The following is a 17,795-nucleotide window of genomic DNA, read 5'->3' as shown; positions in this document are numbered from 1 at the left end:
TTTGTCCGTCCCCCAGGGCTTGGTTCCTTTCCTCCGGGTTGGCCTGTCCCCCGCGAGCCCGCCCCGATCCGAACGAAAGGCCTCCAGGGGTGCGGGGGCCGCTCGGGGACCTACGTCACCAACACGAGGACTGGCGCGCTCGTTACCCACAAGTTAAGCTCAGACGAGCGAGTTACCCACTCGCACCCTCCTCACGGCGGTCTGGTGACGCGGCCGGCGTGAGTCGCAGTCGGTTCGGTACCCCGTGTACCGCAGTACGGCTAGGCCTCGGGACAGGGCCGGCCGGAACCGCCGTCGCGCCGGGGCGTGTGCACGCCCTCCCCGCTCCCGGTCGTCCGGGCGGGGCCCGGGCCGGCGGCACCGGGCGTGTGCGCTCGCAGCCCGGCAGCACCCGCACTCCTCACGCACCCGGTGCGCCCTCGGCGCACCGGGGCGCGTTCCCCGTCGTCACCCTCATTCCTGGAGTCCCGCGATGGCCACTCCCCTGTCCGACACCCCCCTGTCCCCGCTCCGGACCGTCGCCGTCGTCGGCCTCGGCACGATGGGCACCGGCATCGCCGAGGTCCTGGCCAAGGCCGGCTGCGAGGTCGTCGGCATCGACATCAGTGAGGTCCAGGCCGCGAAGTGCGTCGCCGCCCTGGAGGCCTCCACCGCCCGTGCCGTGGAGCGCGGGCGCCTGACCGAGCGGGAGCGCGCGGACGTCCTCGCCCGCGTGACCACCTCCACCGGCCTCGCCGCGGCCGCCGGCGCCGATCTGGTGATCGAGGTGGCCCCGGAGTCGTACGAGGTCAAGCAGCAGATCATCCGCGAGCTCGACGGGATCGTGCGGCCCGAGGCGATCCTGGCGACCGGCACCAACGCCCTGTCCGTCACCCGGCTCGCCGCCGACTCGGCCCATCCCGAGCGGGTGCTGGGCATGCACTTCTTCAACCCCGCCCCGGCGATGAAGCTGGTGGAGGTCGTCTCCAGCGTGCTGACCGCCCCGGCGGCCGTCGCCGCGGTCACCGACCTCGCCCTGGACCTCGGCAAGGAGCCGGTCGCGGTCGGCGACCGGCCCGGATTCGTCGCCGACGGGCTGCTGTTCGGCTACCTCAACCAGGCCGCCGCGATGTACGAGGCCCGCTACGCCTCCCGCGAGGACATCGACGCCGCGATGCGGCTCGGCTGCGGCCTGCCCATGGGCCCGCTGGCGCTGCTCGACCTGATCGGCATCGACACCGCGCGCACGGTGCTGGAGGCCATGTACGCCGAGTCCCGCGACCGGCTGCACGCCCCCACCCCGATCCTCAAGCAGCTCAGCGAGGCGGGTCTGACGGGCCGCAAGGCCGGGCGCGGCTTCTACACGTACGAGGCGCCGGGCAGCGGCGCCGTCGTGCCGGACGCCCTGACCCCCTCGCGGGACGCCTCCCCCGCGGCCGGCCGCCCGGTGCGCTCGGTGGGGGTCGCCGGCTCCGGCACCATGGCCTCCGGGATCGCCGAGGTCTTCGCCAAGGCCGGCTACGAGGTGGTCCTGGCCGCCCGCAGCGAGGAGAAGGCCGAGGCCGCCAGGGCCCGCATCGGCACGTCCCTCGCCCGCTCCGTCGACCGGGGCCGGATGACCGCCGAGGCCGCCGCCGAGGCCCTGGAGCGGATCCGGCCGACGGGCGCCTACGACGACCTCGCCGACGTCGACCTCGTCCTCGAGGCGGTCGCCGAGGACCTCCAGGTCAAGCAGCAGCTCTTCGCGACGCTGGACAAGGTCTGCAAGCCGGGCGCGGTGCTCGCCACCACCACCTCCTCGCTCCCGGTCGTCGCCTGCGCCCGCGCCACCTCGCGCCCGCAGGACGTGATCGGCATGCACTTCTTCAACCCGGCGCCGGCCATGAAGCTGGTCGAGGTCGTGCGCACGGTGCTGACCGCCGACGACGTGCACGCGACGGTGCGCGAGGTCTGCGGGAGGATCCGCAAGCACGCCGTGGACTGCGGCGACCGGGCCGGGTTCATCGTCAACGCGCTGCTGTTCCCGTACCTCAACAACGCGGTCAAGATGGTGCAGGAGCACTACGCGTCCCTGGACGACATCGACGCCGCGATGAAGCTGGGCGGCGGCTACCCGATGGGCCCCTTCGAGCTGCTGGACGTCGTCGGGCTGGACGTCTCGCTCGCCATCGAGAAGGTCCTGCACCGCGAGTTCCGCGACCCGGGCCTCGCCCCGGCGCCGCTGCTGGAGCACCTGGTGGCCGCGGGCTGCCTCGGCCGCAAGACCGGGCGCGGCTTCCGCGAGTATGCCAAGCGCTGAGCGGCGCTCCGGCGACCGGTCCCGGGACGGCGCCGGGTGGGGCGGGCTGCTCGGCCCGGACCGGCTCCCGCCGCCCGCCCGCTCCGGGCCTCCCCCGTCCACCGGGGGCGGGGGAGGCCCCGGGCACGCGCGCCGAGCTGCGCACATGCAGTACGTTCGGGACATGTCCCAGCCCGCCAAGTCCGTACGTCCGCCCGCCACGACCGAGCCGCCGGAGAGTGCCGCAGGCTCTCGCGCCGCCGCCCAGCGGCTGAAGATGCGCCGGGAGCTGGCGGCCGCCGCGATGGAGCTGTTCGCGACCAAGGGGTACGAGGCGACCACCGTCGACGAGATCGCGGCCGCCGCCGGAGTCGCCCGCCGCACCTTCTTCCGTCACTTCCGGTCCAAGGAAGAGGCGATCTTCCCGGACCACGACGACACCCTGGTCCGCGCGGAGGCGGTGCTCAACGCCGCGCCCGCGCACGAGCATCCGCTCGACACGGTGTGCCGCGGCATCAAGGAGGTCATGAGGATGTACGCGGCGCAGCCGGAGATCTCGGTCGCCCGCTACAAGCTGACGCGCGAGGTGCCCACCCTGCGCGAGGCGGAGATCGCGTCGGTGGCGCGCTACGAGCGCCTCTTCACCCGCTACCTGCTCGGCCACTTCGACGAGCACGCGCACGACGACGACGTGGGCGACGACCCGCTGCTGGCGGAGGTCGCCGCGTCCGCCGTGGTCACCGCCCACAACCACGTGCTGCGGCGCTGGCTGCGGGCCGGCGGCCAGGGCGATGTGGAGGCCCAGCTCGACCACGCCTTCGCGATCGTCCGCAGGACCTTCGGGAGCGGCATCATGGCGGGCCGCCGCGCCGCCGCCGCACCGCGGCCCCCCGCGGCCCCGGGGGCGGAGCCGGGCGAGGTGCTGGTCGCCGTCGCCCGCACCGACGCCCCGCTGGACGAGGTGATGCGGACCATCGAGCAGGCGCTGAAGGAGCGCTGAGCGCGCCGCCGGAACGGTGTTCCGCGGCACCCCGTCGCTGTGATGACGGCCACCCCTCCGGGTGGCCGTTTTGGCATGTCAGGGGCCTTTTTCGACCGCCTCGCAGGGCCGGTTCGATCGATCATCGCTCATCTGTCGCGTAAAGATTTCATCTGAGAGCAATTTCTGGCACGCAGTGCCTTGCCGGATGACACGGCGTGCCATACGTTGAAGATGTCCGGGCGGCCGGCGCACCGGGAAAGCCCGTGCGCCGGCTGTCCCAGCAAGCCGGAAGGCCTGCGCGCCCGGACGCCTGCGTCACAGGCAACCTCCCGCGCCACAAAGCGCTGCCGAACCACCACCGCCGAACCGACGGCACCTCTCCCCCAGAACCCTCAGCAGCACACCGACGTAACCCTCAGCACCCCTCCCTCAGGGTGCTCATCGCCGGAGGCAACACCGTGACCATGAAGGACATCCTGGCCGCGATCCAGTCGCCCGACTCCACGTCGGAGGACTTCGCCGCCCTGCCGCTCCCCGAGTCGTACCGCGCGATCACCGTGCACAAGGACGAGACGGAGATGTTCGCCGGGCTCGCCACCCGCGACAAGGACCCCCGCAAGTCGATCCACCTCGACGACGTGCCGCTGCCCGAACTCGGCCCGGGCGAGGCCCTGGTGGCCGTCATGGCCTCCTCGGTCAACTACAACTCGGTGTGGACCTCGATCTTCGAGCCGCTGCCGACCTTCGGCTTCCTGGAGCGCTACGGCAGGCTCAGCGAACTCACCAGGCGGCACGACCTGCCGTACCACATCATCGGGTCCGACCTCGCGGGCGTCGTGCTGCGCACCGGCCCCGGCGTCAACGCCTGGCGGCCCGGCGACGAGGTCGTCGCCCACTGCCTGTCCGTCGAGCTGGAGTCGTCCGACGGCCACAACGACACGATGCTCGACCCCGAGCAGCGCATCTGGGGCTTCGAGACCAACTTCGGCGGCCTCGCCGAGATCGCCCTGGTCAAGTCCAACCAGCTGATGCCCAAGCCGGACCACCTCAGCTGGGAGGAGGCCGCCGCCCCGGGGCTGGTCAACTCCACCGCCTACCGGCAGCTGGTCTCCCGCAACGGCGCCGGCATGAAGCAGGGCGACAACGTCCTCATCTGGGGCGCGAGCGGCGGACTCGGCTCCTACGCCACCCAGTTCGCGCTGGCCGGCGGCGCCAACCCGATCTGCGTCGTCTCCAGCGAGCGGAAGGCGGAGATCTGCCGGCGGATGGGCGCCGAGGCGATCATCGACCGCACCGCCGAGGGCTACCGGTTCTGGAAGGACGAGAACACCCAGGACCCCAGGGAGTGGAAGCGGTTCGGCAAGCACATCCGCGAACTCACCGGCGGCGAGGACGTCGACATCGTCTTCGAGCACCCCGGCCGCGAGACCTTCGGCGCCTCGGTGTACGTCACCCGCAAGGGCGGCACCATCGTCACCTGCGCGTCGACCTCCGGCTACCACCACGAGTACGACAACCGCTACCTGTGGATGTCGCTGAAGCGCATCATCGGCTCGCACTTCGCCAACTACCGCGAGGCCTGGGAGGCCAACCGCCTCATCGCGAAGGGCAAGATCCACCCGACCCTGTCGAAGGTGTACTCCCTGGAGGACACCGGCCAGGCCGCCCACGACGTGCACCGCAACCTGCACCAGGGCAAGGTCGGCGTGCTGTGCCTGGCGCCCGAGGAGGGCCTGGGCGTGCGCGACCACGCCAAGCGCGCGAAGCACCTCGACGCCATCAACCGCTTCCGCAACACCTGAGGACACCCGGGGTCACAGATGACTGAGCGTCAGAAGGACCGGCCGTGGCTCATGCGCACGTACGCCGGTCACTCCACGGCCGAGGCGTCCAACGAGCTGTACCGGCGCAACCTCGCCAAGGGCCAGACCGGCCTGTCGGTCGCCTTCGACCTGCCGACGCAGACCGGCTACGACCCGGACCACGTCCTCGCCCGCGGCGAGGTCGGCCGGGTCGGGGTGCCGGTGGCGCACCTCGGCGACATGCGCCGGCTGTTCCGGGACATCCCCCTGGAGCGGATGAACACCTCGATGACGATCAACGCCACCGCCATGTGGCTGCTGGCGCTCTACCAGGTCGTCGCGGAGGAGCAGGGCGCGGACGTCACCGAACTCCAGGGGACGACCCAGAACGACATCGTCAAGGAGTACCTGTCCCGGGGCACCCACGTGTTCCCGCCGGGGCCGTCGCTCCGCCTGACCACGGACATGATCGCCTACACGGTCTCCCACCTCCCGAAGTGGAACCCGATCAACATCTGCAGCTACCACCTGCAGGAGGCCGGGGCCACGCCGGTGCAGGAGATCGCGTACGCGATGTCCACCGCGATCGCCGTGCTCGACGCGGTGCGCGACAGCGGCCAGGTGCCGCCGGAGCGCATGGGCGACGTGGTCGGCCGGATCTCCTTCTTCGTCAACGCGGGCGTCCGCTTCGTCGAGGAGATGTGCAAGATGCGCGCCTTCGGCCGCATCTGGGACCGCATCACACGCGAGCGGTACGGCATCGAGAACCCCCGGCACCGCCGCTTCCGCTACGGCGTCCAGGTCAACTCCCTCGGTCTGACCGAGGCCCAGCCGGAGAACAACGTCCAGCGGATCGTCCTGGAGATGCTGGCCGTCACCCTCTCCAAGGACGCCCGGGCGCGCGCCGTGCAGCTGCCGGCCTGGAACGAGGCCCTGGGCCTGCCCCGCCCCTGGGACCAGCAGTGGTCGCTGCGCATCCAGCAGGTGCTCGCCTACGAGAGTGACCTGCTGGAGTACGACGACATCTTCGAGGGCTCGAAGGTGGTCGAGGCGAAGGTGGAGCAGCTGGTCCGGGACTCCTTCGCGGAAATCGGGCGCATCGAGGAGATGGGCGGCGCGCTGGCCGCCGTCGAGTCCGGCTACCTCAAGTCGCAGCTGGTCGCCTCGCACGCCGAACGCCGGGCCCGGATCGAGTCCGGCCAGGAGAAGATCGTCGGCGTCAACGTCTTCGAGGGCACCGAGCCCAGCCCGCTGACCGCCGACCTGGACACCGCGATCCAGACGGTCGACCCGGCGGTCGAGGCCCGCGTCGTCGCGGCGCTCCGGGACTGGCGCGACACCCGCTACCAGCCGCCCTTCAACCACCCGCGCCCCTGCAAGGCGCTGGAGCGGCTGAAGGAGGCCGCACGCGGCACCGAGAACCTCATGGAGGCCACCCTGGAGTGCGCCCGCGCCGGGGTCACCACCGGCGAGTGGGCCGGGGCGCTGCGCGAGGTGTTCGGCGAGTTCCGCGCCCCCACGGGCGTGTCGTCGGCACCGGTGGCCGTCACCGCCGAGGAGGGCTCCGCGCTGGAACGGGTGCGCCGGAAGGTGGACCTGACGGCACGGGACCTCGGCGTCGGCAAGCTGCGCTTCCTGGTCGGCAAGCCGGGCCTGGACGGGCACTCCAACGGCGCCGAGCAGATCGCCGTGCGGGCCCGCGACGCCGGGTTCGAGGTGGTCTACCAGGGCATCCGGCTCACCCCCGAGCAGATCGTGGACGCGGCCCTCGCCGAGGACGTCCACGCGGTGGGCCTGTCCGTCCTCTCCGGCTCGCACGCCCGGCTGGTGCCGGACGTGCTGGAACGGCTCCGTGTGGCCGGTGCCACAGATATACCGGTGATCGCCGGTGGCATCATCCCCAGCGGTGACGCCGATCAGCTGCGGGCCGCCGGAGTGGCCGCGGTCTTCACCCCGAAGGACTTCGACATCACCGGGATCATCGGCCGCATCGTCGACGAGATCCGCACCGCGAACAAGCTCGACCCCCTGGAGGTCCCCGCATGACTACGGTCAACCGCCTTCGCCCCCGGCGCTCCTGCCTGGCGGTACCGGGCTCGAACCCGCGCTTCCTGGAGAAGGCCCAGGGCCTCCCCGCCGACCAGGTCTTCCTGGACCTGGAGGACGCCTGCGCGCCGCTCGCCAAGCCCGAGGCGCGGCACACCATCGTCAAGTTCCTCAACGAGGGCGACTGGACCGGCAAGACCCGCGTCGTGCGCGTCAACGACTGGACGACCGAGTGGACGTACCGCGACGTCGTCACGGTCGTCGAGGGCGCCGGCCCGAACCTCGACTGCATCATGCTGCCGAAGGTGCAGAACGCCCAGCAGGTCGTGGCGCTGGACCTGCTGCTCACCCAGATCGAGAAGACGATGGGCTTCGAGGTCGGCCGGATCGGCATCGAGGCGCAGATCGAGAACGCCCAGGGCCTGAACAACGTCAACGAGATCGCGCGGGCCTCCGAGCGCATCGAGACGATCATCTTCGGCCCGGCCGACTTCATGGCGTCCATCAACATGAAGTCCCTGGTCGTCGGCGAGCAGCCGCCCGGCTACCCGGCGGACGCCTACCACTACATCCTGATGAAGATCCTGATGGCCGCCCGCGCCCACGACCTCCAGGCGATCGACGGCCCCTACCTGCAGATCCGCAACGTCGACGGCTTCCGCGAGGTGGCCGGCCGGGCCGCCGCGCTCGGCTTCGACGGCAAGTGGGTGCTGCACCCCGGTCAGGTCGACGCCGCCAACGAGGTGTTCTCGCCCTCGCAGGAGGACTACGACCACGCCGAGCTGATCCTGGACGCGTACGAGTACCACACGTCCGAGGCGGGCGGCAAGAAGGGCTCCGCGATGCTCGGCGACGAGATGATCGACGAGGCCAGCCGCAAGATGGCCCTGGTCATCGCGGGCAAGGGACGCGCCGCCGGCATGCGGCGCACCAGCACGTTCGAGATCCCGGAGGCGTGAGGACCGTGCAGTTCGGACGCACCTACGAGGAGTTCGAGGTCGGGGCGACGTACAAGCACTGGCCGGGCAAGACGGTCACCGAGTACGACGACCACCTGTTCTGTCTCCTCACGATGAACCACCACCCGCTCCACCTGGACGCGAACTACGCGGAGAGGACGACGGACTTCGGCAGGAACGTGGTGGTCGGGAACTACGTCTACTCCCTGCTGCTCGGCATGTCGGTGCCGGACGTCTCCGGCAAGGCGATCGCCAACCTGGAGATCGAGTCGCTGAGGCACGTGGCGCCGACCTTCCACGGCGACACGATCTACGGCGAGACGACCGTGCTCGACAAGTGGCCGTCGAAGTCGAAGAACGACCGCGGCATCGTCCACGTCGAGACCAGGGGCCACAAGCAGGACGGCACGCTCGTCTGCGTGTTCCGCCGCAAGGTGATGGTGCCGACCGGGACGTACGTCAAGGAGCGCGGCGGCGAGCAGCCCGGCCGCCCGCCCGTCTCCCCCCACCCCCCTCAAGGGACGCCCCCGCGGGGCGACACCCCTGGTCCGGAATCCGAGCAGCAGGAGAAGTAGGCCATGGCCCGTCTCGCCCAGACCGCCGGTCTGACCGACGTCCAGCAGGAGATCCTCTCCACCGTCCGCGACTTCGTGGACAAGGAGATCATCCCGGTCGCGACCGACCTGGAGCACCGTGACGAGTACCCGCAGGCGATCGTCGACGGCCTGAGGGAACTCGGACTGTTCGGCCTGATGATTCCCGAGGAGTACGGCGGCCTGGGCGAGTCCCTCCTGACGTACGCGCTCTGCGTCGAGGAGATCGCCCGCGGCTGGATGTCGGTGTCCGGCATCATCAACACGCACTTCATCGTGGCGTACATGCTCAAGCAGCACGGCACCCAGGAGCAGAAGGACCACTTCCTGCCCCGGATGGCGGCCGGCGACGTCCGCGGCGCCTTCTCGATGTCGGAGCCGGGCCTCGGCTCCGACGTGTCGGCGATCACGTCGAAGGCGGTGCGGGACGGCGACGAGTACGTCCTGACCGGCCAGAAGATGTGGCTGACGAACGGCGGAACGTCGTCGCTGGTGGCCGTTCTGGTGCGCAGTGACGAGGGTCACCCCGAGGGCACGGCGCCGCACAAGTCGATGACCACCTTCCTGGTGGAGAAGGAGCCCGGTTTCGGCGAGGTCCGCCCCGGCCTGACCGTCCCCGGCAAGATCGACAAGATGGGCTACAAGGGCGTCGACACCACCGAGCTCATCATGGACGGCCTGCGCGTCCCGGCCGACCGGGTGCTCGGCGGGGTCACCGGCCGGGGTTTCTACCAGATGATGGACGGGGTCGAGGTCGGCCGCGTCAACGTGGCGGCACGCGGCTGCGGCGTCGCCCGGCGCGCCTTCGAGCTCGGCGTCCGGTACGCCCAGCAGCGTCACACCTTCGGCAAGCCGATCGCGCAGCACCAGGCCGTCCAGTTCAAGCTGGCGGAGATGGCTACCAAGGTGGAGGCCGCGCATGCGATGATGGTGAACGCAGCACGCAAAAAGGACTCCGGTGAGCGAAACGACCTCGAGGCGGGGATGGCGAAGTACCTCGCCTCCGAGTACTGCAAGGAGGTCGTGGAGGACGCCTTCCGGATCCACGGCGGCTACGGCTTCTCCAAGGAGTACGAGATCGAGCGCCTCTACCGCGAGGCCCCGATGCTGCTGATCGGTGAAGGCACCGCCGAGATCCAAAAAATGATCATCGGCCGGCGGTTGCTCGAAGAGTATCGATTCCAGGGCTGACTTGTCCGGATACGGGGTGTTTTCTTGAGGAAGGTGATCACACCCCGTAGACACTCTCCGGCCACCGACTCTGCTGCCTGCCTTACCCAGTTGCAGCCGAGAGCCGCTACGATCGCCGGAAAGCCGCCGTCCCCCGTCAGTGCGCGGCATCATCCGCTACGAAGGTCATCCATGCCCGACAGCCAAACCCCTGCATCTCGCGACAGCCTGGCCGGCGTGCGCCTCGCACGCGGGGCGTCGCCGTGGCTCCTGCCGACCGTCGCCACCGCAGCCGTCAGCCTTCTGCGCGCCCGCCGTTCGGGTGCGGCGAAGGCCGTCGCCGTCCCCGCCACCGCCCTGGCGGCCGGGATGCTGTGGTTCTTCCGCGACCCCGAGCGCGAGATCGCCCGGGGCCGGGTCATCTCGCCCGCCGACGGTGTGGTGCAGAGCATCATGCCGTGGAAGGACGGCCGCACCCGCGTCGCGATCTTCATGAGCCCGCTCAACGTCCACGTGAACCGGGCCCCGCTGTCCGGCACCGTGACGTCGGTCGAGCACGTCCCCGGTGGCTTCGTTCCCGCCTTCAACAAGGAGAGCGAGAACAACGAGCGCGTCGTGTGGCACTTCGACACCGAGCTCGGCGACATCGAGATGATCCAGATCGCCGGCGCGGTGGCCCGCCGCATCGTCCCCTACGTGCCGCAGGGCACCAAGGTCGAGCAGGGCGAGCGCATCGGTCTGATCCGGTTCGGCTCGCGCGTCGACCTCTACCTGCCCGAGGGCGTGGAGGTCGCGGTCGAGGTGGGGCAGAAGACCGTGGCTGGGGTGACTCGCATTGACCGTGATTGATCCCGACACACAGGCCGGGTGGGTGCCGGAGGCCGACGAGGCGGACGACGAGGAGGAGATGCCCCTCTCGCTCCGCCTGTCGATAGCCGACACCCTCACCCTCGGCAACGCCACGTGCGGCTTCATGGCGGTGTACTTCACCACCACCGGCATCCTGATCCCGCACCTCACGGGCAGCCAGGAGACCGGCATGGCCCGCCACAGCGCGGCCACCGCCGTCATCCTGATGCTGTGCGCGGCGGTCTTCGACCTGTTCGACGGCCTGGTGGCGCGCAAGCTGCGCTCCTCCCCCATGGGCGCCGAACTGGACAACCTCTCGGACCTGATCAGCTTCGGCCTCGCGCCGGCGTACTTCGTCCTGGTCTACGGCATGGTCGCGGACGACGCGCACCAGAGGGTGGCCGCGGTCGGGGCGATCGTGGTGCTGCTGGCGGTGGTGCTGAGACTGGCGCGGTTCTCCTGCGTCACGGTGAAGGACGGGACCTTCCAGGGCATGCCGTCGCCGTTCGGCGCGCTGACCGTCGTCTCGATCGTGCTGCTGGAGCTGCCGTTCGTGGCGACGCTGCTGGCGGTCCTGGGCACGGCCTGGCTGATGGTGAGCCGGGTGGAGTACCCCAAGCCGCGGGGACGCCTCGCGGTGGCGATGCTCACCTGGATCGTGCTCAGCATGGGGATGCTGGCGGCCTGGGCGTTCGACGCCCCGAGCGGTCAGCTGCTGCTGCAGACCGGCTGCGCGCTGCAGCTGGTGATGGGCGCGGTGATCCCGCTGTTCGCGACGGCGCGGCGGGTGAACACCTTCCGCGACAACCGGCGGGAGGCGCGGGCGGCGCAGTTGCCGTAGCGGCGTTCGAACGGGCGGAAGGGCCCCGGACCGACAGGTCCGGGGCCCTTCGCCGTTCCGTGGCCGGCGCGGGCACGGGCCCTGCCGAGGGCCCCGCACCCGGTGCCCGGCCTCCCGGGGGCCGGGCCCGCCGACCCGCCCGGCCCTCCTCGCCCGGACGGGCGACGCAGGGGCCCCCGCCCGTCCGGCGAGGAGGGCCGACAGCCGGGGGCGGGGGCGGCGCCCCGGCCGGGGCGGGCGGGGCGGCGGTGGCGAGGGCCTCCGGCGCCTCCCGGCGCCCCCGGGGGCTCAGCTCAGGAAGTCGTGCGCGATCCGCTCCGCCGTGCGCTCCAGGAGCGCCCCCGCGTCGGCGACGCACTTCGCCACGTCCGGCTCGAGGTCGGTCAGCGCGTAGGCCCGCCGGATCCCCGCCCGGTCCAGTTCCTCCGGCGGCAGCGCGAGCCGGCCGCACACCGCGACGACCTCCTTGCCCGCCGCCCGGGCGGCGGCGGCGACGCCCGCCGGCGCCTTGCCGTGCAGGGTCTGCCGGTCCAGGGACCCCTCGCCGGTGACGACGAGACCGGCCCGTTCGAGCGCGGGCGCGAAGCCGAGCACGTCCAGCATGACCTCGATCCCGGGCCGGAAGGCGGCCCCGAGCAGCAGCGCGCCGTAGCCGACACCGCCCGCCGCGCCCGCGCCCGGCGAGGCGGCGTACCCGGCGGCCCGGGGGCCGACCGCGTCCTCCAGCACCTTCGCGAAGTGCGCGAGGGCCGCGTCCAGCCGCTCCACGTCCCGGGGGGAGGCGCCCTTCTGCGGGCCGTAGACCGCCGGGGCGCCCGTGGGGCCGGTCAGCGGGTTGTCGACGTCGCTCGCCAGGACCAGCTCGACCTCGCCCAGGCGCGGGTCGAGACCGGACAGGTCGGCCGAGGCCAGCTCGGCGAGCCCGCCGCCGCCCGGCGCCACCGGCTCTCCGTCGGCTTTCAGGAGCCGGGCGCCCAGCGCCGTCAGCATGCCCGCGCCGCCGTCGGTGGTGGCGCTGCCGCCGACGCCGAAGACGACGGTGCGCGCCCCCGCGTCCAGCGCGGCCCGCAGCAGTTCGCCGGAGCCGTACGTGGACGCCGTGAGCGGCGCGAGCACGCCGCCCGGCAGCCGCTGCAGCCCGCTGGCCTCCGCCATCTCCACGACGGCGGTGTCGCCGCGCAGCGCGTACGCCGCCGTCACCTCGTCGCCGAGCGGGCCCGCGACCCGCACCCGACGCCGTTCGAATCCGGCCGCGACGGCCGCGGCCACGGTGCCGTCGCCGCCGTCGGCCACCGGCAGCGCCTCCACCACCAGGTCCGGCACGATCCGGCGCAGGCCGGCCGTCACCCGCTCGGCGACCTCCACGGCCGTCAGCGACCCCTTGAACTTGTCCGCGGCGACGAGCACCCGCCGTGCCGACCGCGCCGTACGAGTGCCGCTTCCTGCAGCGTCCGCCACTTGCCTTCCCCTCGCTCTGCGGGCCCCGCGCGCACGCCGGGGCCAGTCGCGCCGCTGTGACCCTAACCGGCGCCCGCCGTCGTCGTCATGTCCCTGCTCAGCCTGTGGAACGGCCGCGGCCCGGCGCGGGGACGCGCGGTGGCGCCGGGATCCGGGTACACCGGACCCATGACCGCTGTGGGCACGGAGCCGGGACTGGCCGACCGCATCCTCGGGGGCTGGCTGGGCCGGATCGCGGGCAACATGCTCGGCAAGCCGGTGGAGCAGGGCGAGGTGTGGACGCGCGAGCGCATCGACCGCTACCTGAGGCGGGCGGACGCCCTCCCCCTCACCGACTACCTCCCCGAGCCGCCGGACGAGAGCGAGGGCGCCGCCCTGCGCCCGGAGTGGCGCGCCTGCGTGCGGGGCCGGATCCGCGGCAGCTGCCGCGACGACGACGTCGACTACGCGATCCTCGGCCTGCACCTGCTGGAGACCCACGGCTTCGGCTTCAGCACCGAGCAGGTGGGCGACCTGTGGCTGCTGCGGCTGCCGTACCTGCAGACCTTCACGGCGGAACGGGCGGCGTACCGGAACCTCGTGAACGGCCTCAGGCCGCCGCTCACGGCCACGTACGACAACCCGTACCAGGAGTGGATCGGCGCCCTGATCCGGGCCGACGTCCACGGCTGGACCTCCCCGGGCGCCCCGCGCCGCGCCGCCTCGCTGGCCCGCAGGGACGCGGTGCTGTCCCACACGGGGAACGGCGTGTACGGCGCGATGTGGGCGGCGGCGCTGGTCTCGGCGGCGTTCACGGCGCCCACGGTGCGCCACGCGGTGGACGAGGCGCTGGCGGTGATCCCGGCGAGCAGCCGCCTCGCCCGCACCGTGCGCCGGACGGCCTCCCTGCACGAGGCCGGGCTGCCCTGGGAGGAGACGCTCACGGTCCTCGCCGAGGAGACGGCGGGCCTCGGCTGGATCCACACCGTCCCGAACGCCGCCGTCCTCACCGCCGGGCTGCTGTACGGTGACGGCGACTTCACCCGCACCATCGCCCTGACCGTGCGCGGCGGCCTGGACACCGACTCCAACGGGGCGACGGCGGGCTCGGTGGCGGGCGTCCGGTGCGGCGCCGCGGCCGTCCCGGCCCAGTGGAAGGACCCCCTGGAGGACACGGTGCGCAGCGCGGTCTTCGGCTTCGACGGGGTACGGATCAGCGAACTGGCGGAACGCACCCTGAGGCTGGCGCGGGCGGGGGCCTGAAGCCCGTGCTCCGGCGCGTGCGCCGCCCGGCGCCGGTCCGGGACCGGCGTGTGCCGCCGTGCGCCCCGCGGGGCCGGCCGCCGGCCCCGCGGTGGTGTCCGGCTCCGCGGTTACCCTTCCCGCATGACCACCACGCAGGACCCCCAGGACTTCGCCGCCTACCTCGCCTCCCTCCCCAGGATCTTCGCCGGGGCGGCCACGCTCTTCCGGGACGGCGGGGGAAGGGTGCTGCTCGTCGAGCCGAACTACCGGGAGGGGTGGGCGCTGCCCGGCGGCACGATCGAGTCGGACGACGGGGAGAGCCCCCGCGAGGGCGCGCGGCGCGAGACGGCCGAGGAGATCGGGCTGGACCGGGAGCCGGGCCGGTTGCTGGCGGTGGACTGGGTGCGCCGGCCGGGGCAGCCGCCGCTGGTGGCGTACCTGTACGACGGCGGGGTGCTCGGCGAGGAGGACTTCGGGGCGATCCGGCTGCAGGAGTCGGAGCTGCTGTCCTGGCGGCTGGTGCCGCGCGGGGAACTGACCGAGCACCTTCCGGGCGCCCTGGGCCGCCGGGTCCTGGCCGCGCTGGACGTCCTCGCCGAGGGCTCGGGCACCGCGGAGCTGGAGGACGGGTACCGGGTGCGCTGACCCGCGCCCGGCCGCGTCCCCCGTTCATATCCGCTCGCCCGCCGGCGCCCGGCCGCCTACCCTCGGCCGCATGAGCAAGCCCCTCGTCGCCCTCCTCTCCGGGGCCGGCGTCAGCACCGACTCCGGCATCCCCGACTACCGCGGGCCGAACGGGCTGTGGCGCCGCGATCCCGAGGCCGAGAAGCTCGTGACGTACGAGTACTACATGGGCGACCCGGAGATCCGCCGCCGCTCCTGGCGGATGCGGCTGCGGAACCGGGACCTGGGGGCCGGGCCGAACGCCGCGCACCGGGCCGTGGCCGAGCTGGAGCGGTCCGGGGTGCCGGTGCGGGTCATCACGCAGAACGTGGACGGACTGCACCAGCTCGCCGGAATGCCCGCCCGCAAGGTGCTCGAACTGCACGGCACGGTGCACGACGTGGTGTGCACGCACTGCCACGCCCGCGGCCCGATGGAGGACGCCCTCGCCCGCGTCGAGGCCGGGGAGGAGGACCCGCCCTGCCGGGACTGCGGCGGCGTCCTCAAGTCGGCGACGGTGATGTTCGGCGAGCGGCTCGACCCCGTGGTGCTCGGCGAGGCGATGGCGATCAGCAAGGCCTGCACCGTCTTCGTCGCCGTCGGCACCAGCCTCCAGGTCCACCCCGCCGCCGGCCTCGCGGACGTCGCCGCCGACCACGGCGCCCGCCTGATCGTCGTCAACGCCGAGCCGACCCCGTACGACGACCGCGCCGACGAGGTGATCCGCGAACCGATCGGCACGGCCCTGCCCGCCCTGCTGCGCCGGCTGGCCGCCGGGAGCACCGCCTGACGCCGGGGCGTCGCCGGTCCCACCGGTGCGGGCTCAGAACAGGGCCGCTCCCCGTTCGAAGTCCAGCAGGCGCTGCTTGCGGTCCAGGCCGCCGCCGTAGCCGGTGAGGGCGCCGGCCGCGCCGACGACGCGGTGGCAGGGGACGATGATGCCGATCGGGTTGCGGCCGTTGGCGAGGCCGACGGCGCGGGAGGCCCCGGGGTTGCCGAGGGCGCCGGCGAGCCGGCCGTAGGAGCGGGTCTCGCCGTAGGGGATGCGGGTCAGCAGTTCCCAGACGCGGCGCTGGAACGGGGTGCCGTGCAGGCGCAGCTCGAGGGTGAACTCCTTCAGCTCGCCGGCGAAGTAGGCCGCCAGCTGTTCCCGCGCCCCGGCGAAGGCGCGGAGGGTGTCGTCACGGTCCCCGAAGGTCTCCTGCGCGGGGCGGTGGCGCTGGTCCGTCATGTAGAGGCCGCACAGGACGCCGTCGTCGGCGACGAGCGTCAGCGGGCCGTAGGGGCTGTCGGTCACGGTGTGCTGCTTCATCGGGTGCGTTCTCCGTTTCCCCGCGGGTTTCCCGGTGCCGGCAGGAAGTTGATCGGATGGCTGTCCGTCGCCCACACATACTGGACCGCGTAGGCCCGCCAGGGCCGCCAGGGCGCGGCGCGGGCGGTGAGCGCGGCCGGGGTGGAGGGCAGGCCCAGCTCCCGGGCGGCGCGGCGGACGCCGAGGTCGGTGGGGAGGAAGGCGTCGGGGTCGCCCAGGGCGCGCAGGGCGATGACGTCGGCCGTCCAGGGGCCGAAGCCGGGGAGGGCGAGGAGCCGCGCGCGGGTCTGCGGCCAGTCGCTCTCCACGCCCAGGCGCAGTCCTCCCCCGGCCAGTTCGCGGACCAGGGTGGTGAGGGTCGCGCGGCGGGCGCGGGGCAGGGCCAGGGTCCCGGGGTCCAGGGCGGCCAGGGCCTCGGGGGACGGGAAGAGGTGGGTGAGGCCGCCCTCGGGGTCGTCGACCGGCTCGCCGTGCGCGGTGACCAGGCGGGCGGCGTGGGTGCGGGCGGCGGCCGTGGAGACCTGCTGGCCCAGGACGGCCCGTACGGCGAACTCCGCCTCGTCGACCGTGCGCGGGACGCGGCGGCCGGGTGCCTCGTCGACCAGGGGCGCGAGCACCGGGTCCGTGCGCAGCCGCTCGTCGACCGCCACCGGGTCGGCGTCCAGGTCGAGCAGGCGCCGGCAGCGGCTGATGGCGACGGGCAGGTCCCGCAGGTCGCCGAGAAAGAGGCGGCAGGCGATGTGGTCGGGGTGCGGGGCGAGGGACACGACGCCGTGGCCGTACGGCAGCCGCAGCGTGCGCCGGTAGGCGCCGTCCCTCCATTCCTCCACCCCGGGTACGGCGGTCGCGGCGAGGTGGCCGAAGAGGTTGTCGGGGTGCAGCGGGGCGCGGAACGGCAGGCGCAGCGACAGCGCGCCGGGGGTGGGGCGGGGGCCGTTGCGCGGGGCCCGGGCGCGCAGGTCGCTCGGGGAGAGCGCGAAGACCTCGCGCACCGTGTCGTTGAAGGTGCGGACGGAGGAGAAGCCGGCGGCGAAGGCGATCTGCGCCATGGGGAGCGCCGTCGTCTCGACGAGCAGGCGCGCGGTCTGGGCGCGCTGGGCGCGGGCGAGTGCGAGGGGGCCCGCGCCCAGCTCGGCGAGCAGCTGGCGTTCGACCTGCCGGGTGCTGTAGCCGAGCCGGGCGGCGAGGCCGGGGACGCCTTCGCGGTCCACCACCCCGTCGGCGATCAGCCGCATGGCCCGGGCCACCAGGTCGGCGCGCCGGTTCCACTCCGGCGATCCGGGGCTGGTGTCGGGCCGGCAGCGCTTGCAGGCCCGGAACCCGGCCTGCTGGCAGGCCGCCGCGCTCGGGTGGAAGACCATGTTCTCCGGTTTCGGCGGCACCACCGGGCAGCTGGGCCGGCAGTAGACGCCGGTGGTCAGGACCGCGGTGAAGAACCAGCCGTCGAACCGCGCGTCCCTGGACTGCACGGCGCGCACGCAGCGCTCCGTGTCGGTGTGCATCCCCTTCCGCATGCCTCAAGGATCGGGCACGGACCGCGTCCGGTCCGGCGGGAATCCGACGTCTTCCTCCGGTGTGCTGCGGCTGCCCGGACCGCCCCGCCGGCCCGTGCGGCGGGGCGGTCCGTCCGGGCCGGCCG

General features: G+C 72.9%; 15 protein-coding genes. 12 read left to right on the top strand and 3 right to left on the bottom strand.

Translation table 11 applies throughout. The features are described 5' to 3' along the window. Positions 1-472: 472 nt before the first annotated feature. The 9 genes from ACZ56B_RS01300 (at position 473) to pssA (ending at position 11,499) form a co-directional block, all read left to right on the top strand. A complete protein-coding gene (locus ACZ56B_RS01300; protein ID WP_468784957.1) occupies positions 473-2,278 on the top strand; it encodes a 3-hydroxyacyl-CoA dehydrogenase family protein in 1,806 nt (601 codons plus the stop codon). A gap of 163 nt (positions 2,279-2,441) precedes the next feature. Next, positions 2,442-3,257: a TetR family transcriptional regulator gene (locus ACZ56B_RS01295; protein WP_468784955.1), complete on the top strand. Its 816-nt coding sequence runs from the start codon at positions 2,442-2,444 to the stop codon at positions 3,255-3,257. A 446-nt stretch (positions 3,258-3,703) separates the two neighbouring features. Next, entirely contained in the window at positions 3,704-5,041 is a 1,338-nt protein-coding gene (gene ccrA, locus ACZ56B_RS01290) for a crotonyl-CoA carboxylase/reductase (protein WP_468785026.1), read from the top strand. Positions 5,042-5,059: 18 nt separating this feature from the next. Beyond that, positions 5,060-7,087 (top strand): protein meaA, encoded by a 2,028-nt coding sequence (locus tag ACZ56B_RS01285; RefSeq protein ID WP_468784953.1) that lies wholly within the window; start codon positions 5,060-5,062, stop codon positions 7,085-7,087. After that, positions 7,084-8,046, top strand: a complete 963-nt coding sequence (locus ACZ56B_RS01280; protein ID WP_468784951.1) for an HpcH/HpaI aldolase/citrate lyase family protein — start codon at positions 7,084-7,086, stop codon at positions 8,044-8,046. Before ACZ56B_RS01285 ends, ACZ56B_RS01280 begins: the two co-directional genes overlap by 4 nt. 5 nt (positions 8,047-8,051) lie before the next feature. After that, positions 8,052-8,621, top strand: coding sequence for a MaoC family dehydratase (locus ACZ56B_RS01275; RefSeq protein WP_468784949.1), 570 nt, complete (start codon positions 8,052-8,054; stop codon positions 8,619-8,621). A gap of 3 nt (positions 8,622-8,624) precedes the next feature. Next, the gene (locus ACZ56B_RS01270) at positions 8,625-9,830 is read left to right on the top strand and encodes an acyl-CoA dehydrogenase family protein (RefSeq protein ID WP_468784947.1); all 1,206 of its coding nucleotides are present in this window, start codon (positions 8,625-8,627) and stop codon (positions 9,828-9,830) included. Between the two features lie 171 nt (positions 9,831-10,001). Then, positions 10,002-10,658 (top strand): phosphatidylserine decarboxylase, encoded by a 657-nt coding sequence (locus tag ACZ56B_RS01265; protein WP_468784945.1) that lies wholly within the window; start codon positions 10,002-10,004, stop codon positions 10,656-10,658. 22 nt (positions 10,659-10,680) lie between these two features. Further along, positions 10,681-11,499 carry a CDP-diacylglycerol--serine O-phosphatidyltransferase gene (pssA, locus tag ACZ56B_RS01260; protein WP_468785024.1) on the top strand — a complete coding sequence of 273 codons (819 nt, stop codon included), beginning with the start codon at positions 10,681-10,683 and terminating at the stop codon, positions 11,497-11,499. Between the two features lie 288 nt (positions 11,500-11,787). Here the strand turns inward: pssA and ACZ56B_RS01255 are convergent, their stop codons facing one another. Then, positions 11,788-12,957 (bottom strand): glycerate kinase, encoded by a 1,170-nt coding sequence (locus tag ACZ56B_RS01255; protein WP_468784943.1) that lies wholly within the window; start codon positions 12,955-12,957, stop codon positions 11,788-11,790. A 168-nt stretch (positions 12,958-13,125) separates the two neighbouring features. Here ACZ56B_RS01255 and ACZ56B_RS01250 point away from each other — a divergent pair, with 168 nt between their 5' ends. The 3 genes from ACZ56B_RS01250 to ACZ56B_RS01240 all read left to right on the top strand — a co-directional run bounded on the left by ACZ56B_RS01250 (position 13,126) and on the right by ACZ56B_RS01240 (position 15,634). Further along, entirely contained in the window at positions 13,126-14,199 is a 1,074-nt protein-coding gene (locus ACZ56B_RS01250) for an ADP-ribosylglycohydrolase family protein (protein WP_468784941.1), read from the top strand. Positions 14,200-14,322: 123 nt separating this feature from the next. Continuing rightward, positions 14,323-14,826 carry an NUDIX domain-containing protein gene (locus tag ACZ56B_RS01245; protein WP_468784939.1) on the top strand — a complete coding sequence of 168 codons (504 nt, stop codon included), beginning with the start codon at positions 14,323-14,325 and terminating at the stop codon, positions 14,824-14,826. Between the two features lie 70 nt (positions 14,827-14,896). Continuing rightward, positions 14,897-15,634, top strand: a complete 738-nt coding sequence (locus ACZ56B_RS01240; RefSeq protein WP_468784937.1) for an SIR2 family NAD-dependent protein deacylase — start codon at positions 14,897-14,899, stop codon at positions 15,632-15,634. Positions 15,635-15,667: 33 nt separating this feature from the next. Here the strand turns inward: ACZ56B_RS01240 and ACZ56B_RS01235 are convergent, their stop codons facing one another. Continuing rightward, a complete protein-coding gene (locus ACZ56B_RS01235) occupies positions 15,668-16,156 on the bottom strand; it encodes a methylated-DNA--[protein]-cysteine S-methyltransferase (RefSeq protein WP_468784935.1) in 489 nt (162 codons plus the stop codon). Further along, a complete protein-coding gene (locus ACZ56B_RS01230) occupies positions 16,153-17,658 on the bottom strand; it encodes an AlkA N-terminal domain-containing protein (protein ID WP_468785022.1) in 1,506 nt (501 codons plus the stop codon). Before ACZ56B_RS01230 ends, ACZ56B_RS01235 begins: the two co-directional genes overlap by 4 nt. Between the last annotated feature and the right edge of the window lie 137 nt (positions 17,659-17,795).

The sequence above is a fragment of the Streptomyces sp. NPDC034670 genome, from assembly GCF_055574875.1.
Note: the sequence above shows the minus strand (reverse complement) of the source record. Positions and strands in the feature narration are given on the sequence as shown.

Coding starts and splice junctions, on each gene's coding strand:
- ACZ56B_RS01250 (WP_468784941.1), top strand. CDS start 13,126: ATGACCGCTGTGGGCACGGAGCCGGGACTGGCCGACCGCATCCTCGGG.
- ACZ56B_RS01240 (WP_468784937.1), top strand. CDS start 14,897: ATGAGCAAGCCCCTCGTCGCCCTCCTCTCCGGGGCCGGCGTCAGCACC.
- ACZ56B_RS01280 (WP_468784951.1), top strand. CDS start 7,084: ATGACTACGGTCAACCGCCTTCGCCCCCGGCGCTCCTGCCTGGCGGTA.
- ACZ56B_RS01265 (WP_468784945.1), top strand. CDS start 10,002: ATGCCCGACAGCCAAACCCCTGCATCTCGCGACAGCCTGGCCGGCGTG.
- ACZ56B_RS01270 (WP_468784947.1), top strand. CDS start 8,625: ATGGCCCGTCTCGCCCAGACCGCCGGTCTGACCGACGTCCAGCAGGAG.
- ACZ56B_RS01235 (WP_468784935.1), bottom strand. CDS start 16,156: ATGAAGCAGCACACCGTGACCGACAGCCCCTACGGCCCGCTGACGCTC.
- ACZ56B_RS01300 (WP_468784957.1), top strand. CDS start 473: ATGGCCACTCCCCTGTCCGACACCCCCCTGTCCCCGCTCCGGACCGTC.
- ACZ56B_RS01285 (WP_468784953.1), top strand. CDS start 5,060: ATGACTGAGCGTCAGAAGGACCGGCCGTGGCTCATGCGCACGTACGCC.
- ACZ56B_RS01245 (WP_468784939.1), top strand. CDS start 14,323: ATGACCACCACGCAGGACCCCCAGGACTTCGCCGCCTACCTCGCCTCC.
- ccrA (WP_468785026.1), top strand. CDS start 3,704: ATGAAGGACATCCTGGCCGCGATCCAGTCGCCCGACTCCACGTCGGAG.
- ACZ56B_RS01230 (WP_468785022.1), bottom strand. CDS start 17,658: ATGCACACCGACACGGAGCGCTGCGTGCGCGCCGTGCAGTCCAGGGAC.
- ACZ56B_RS01295 (WP_468784955.1), top strand. CDS start 2,442: ATGTCCCAGCCCGCCAAGTCCGTACGTCCGCCCGCCACGACCGAGCCG.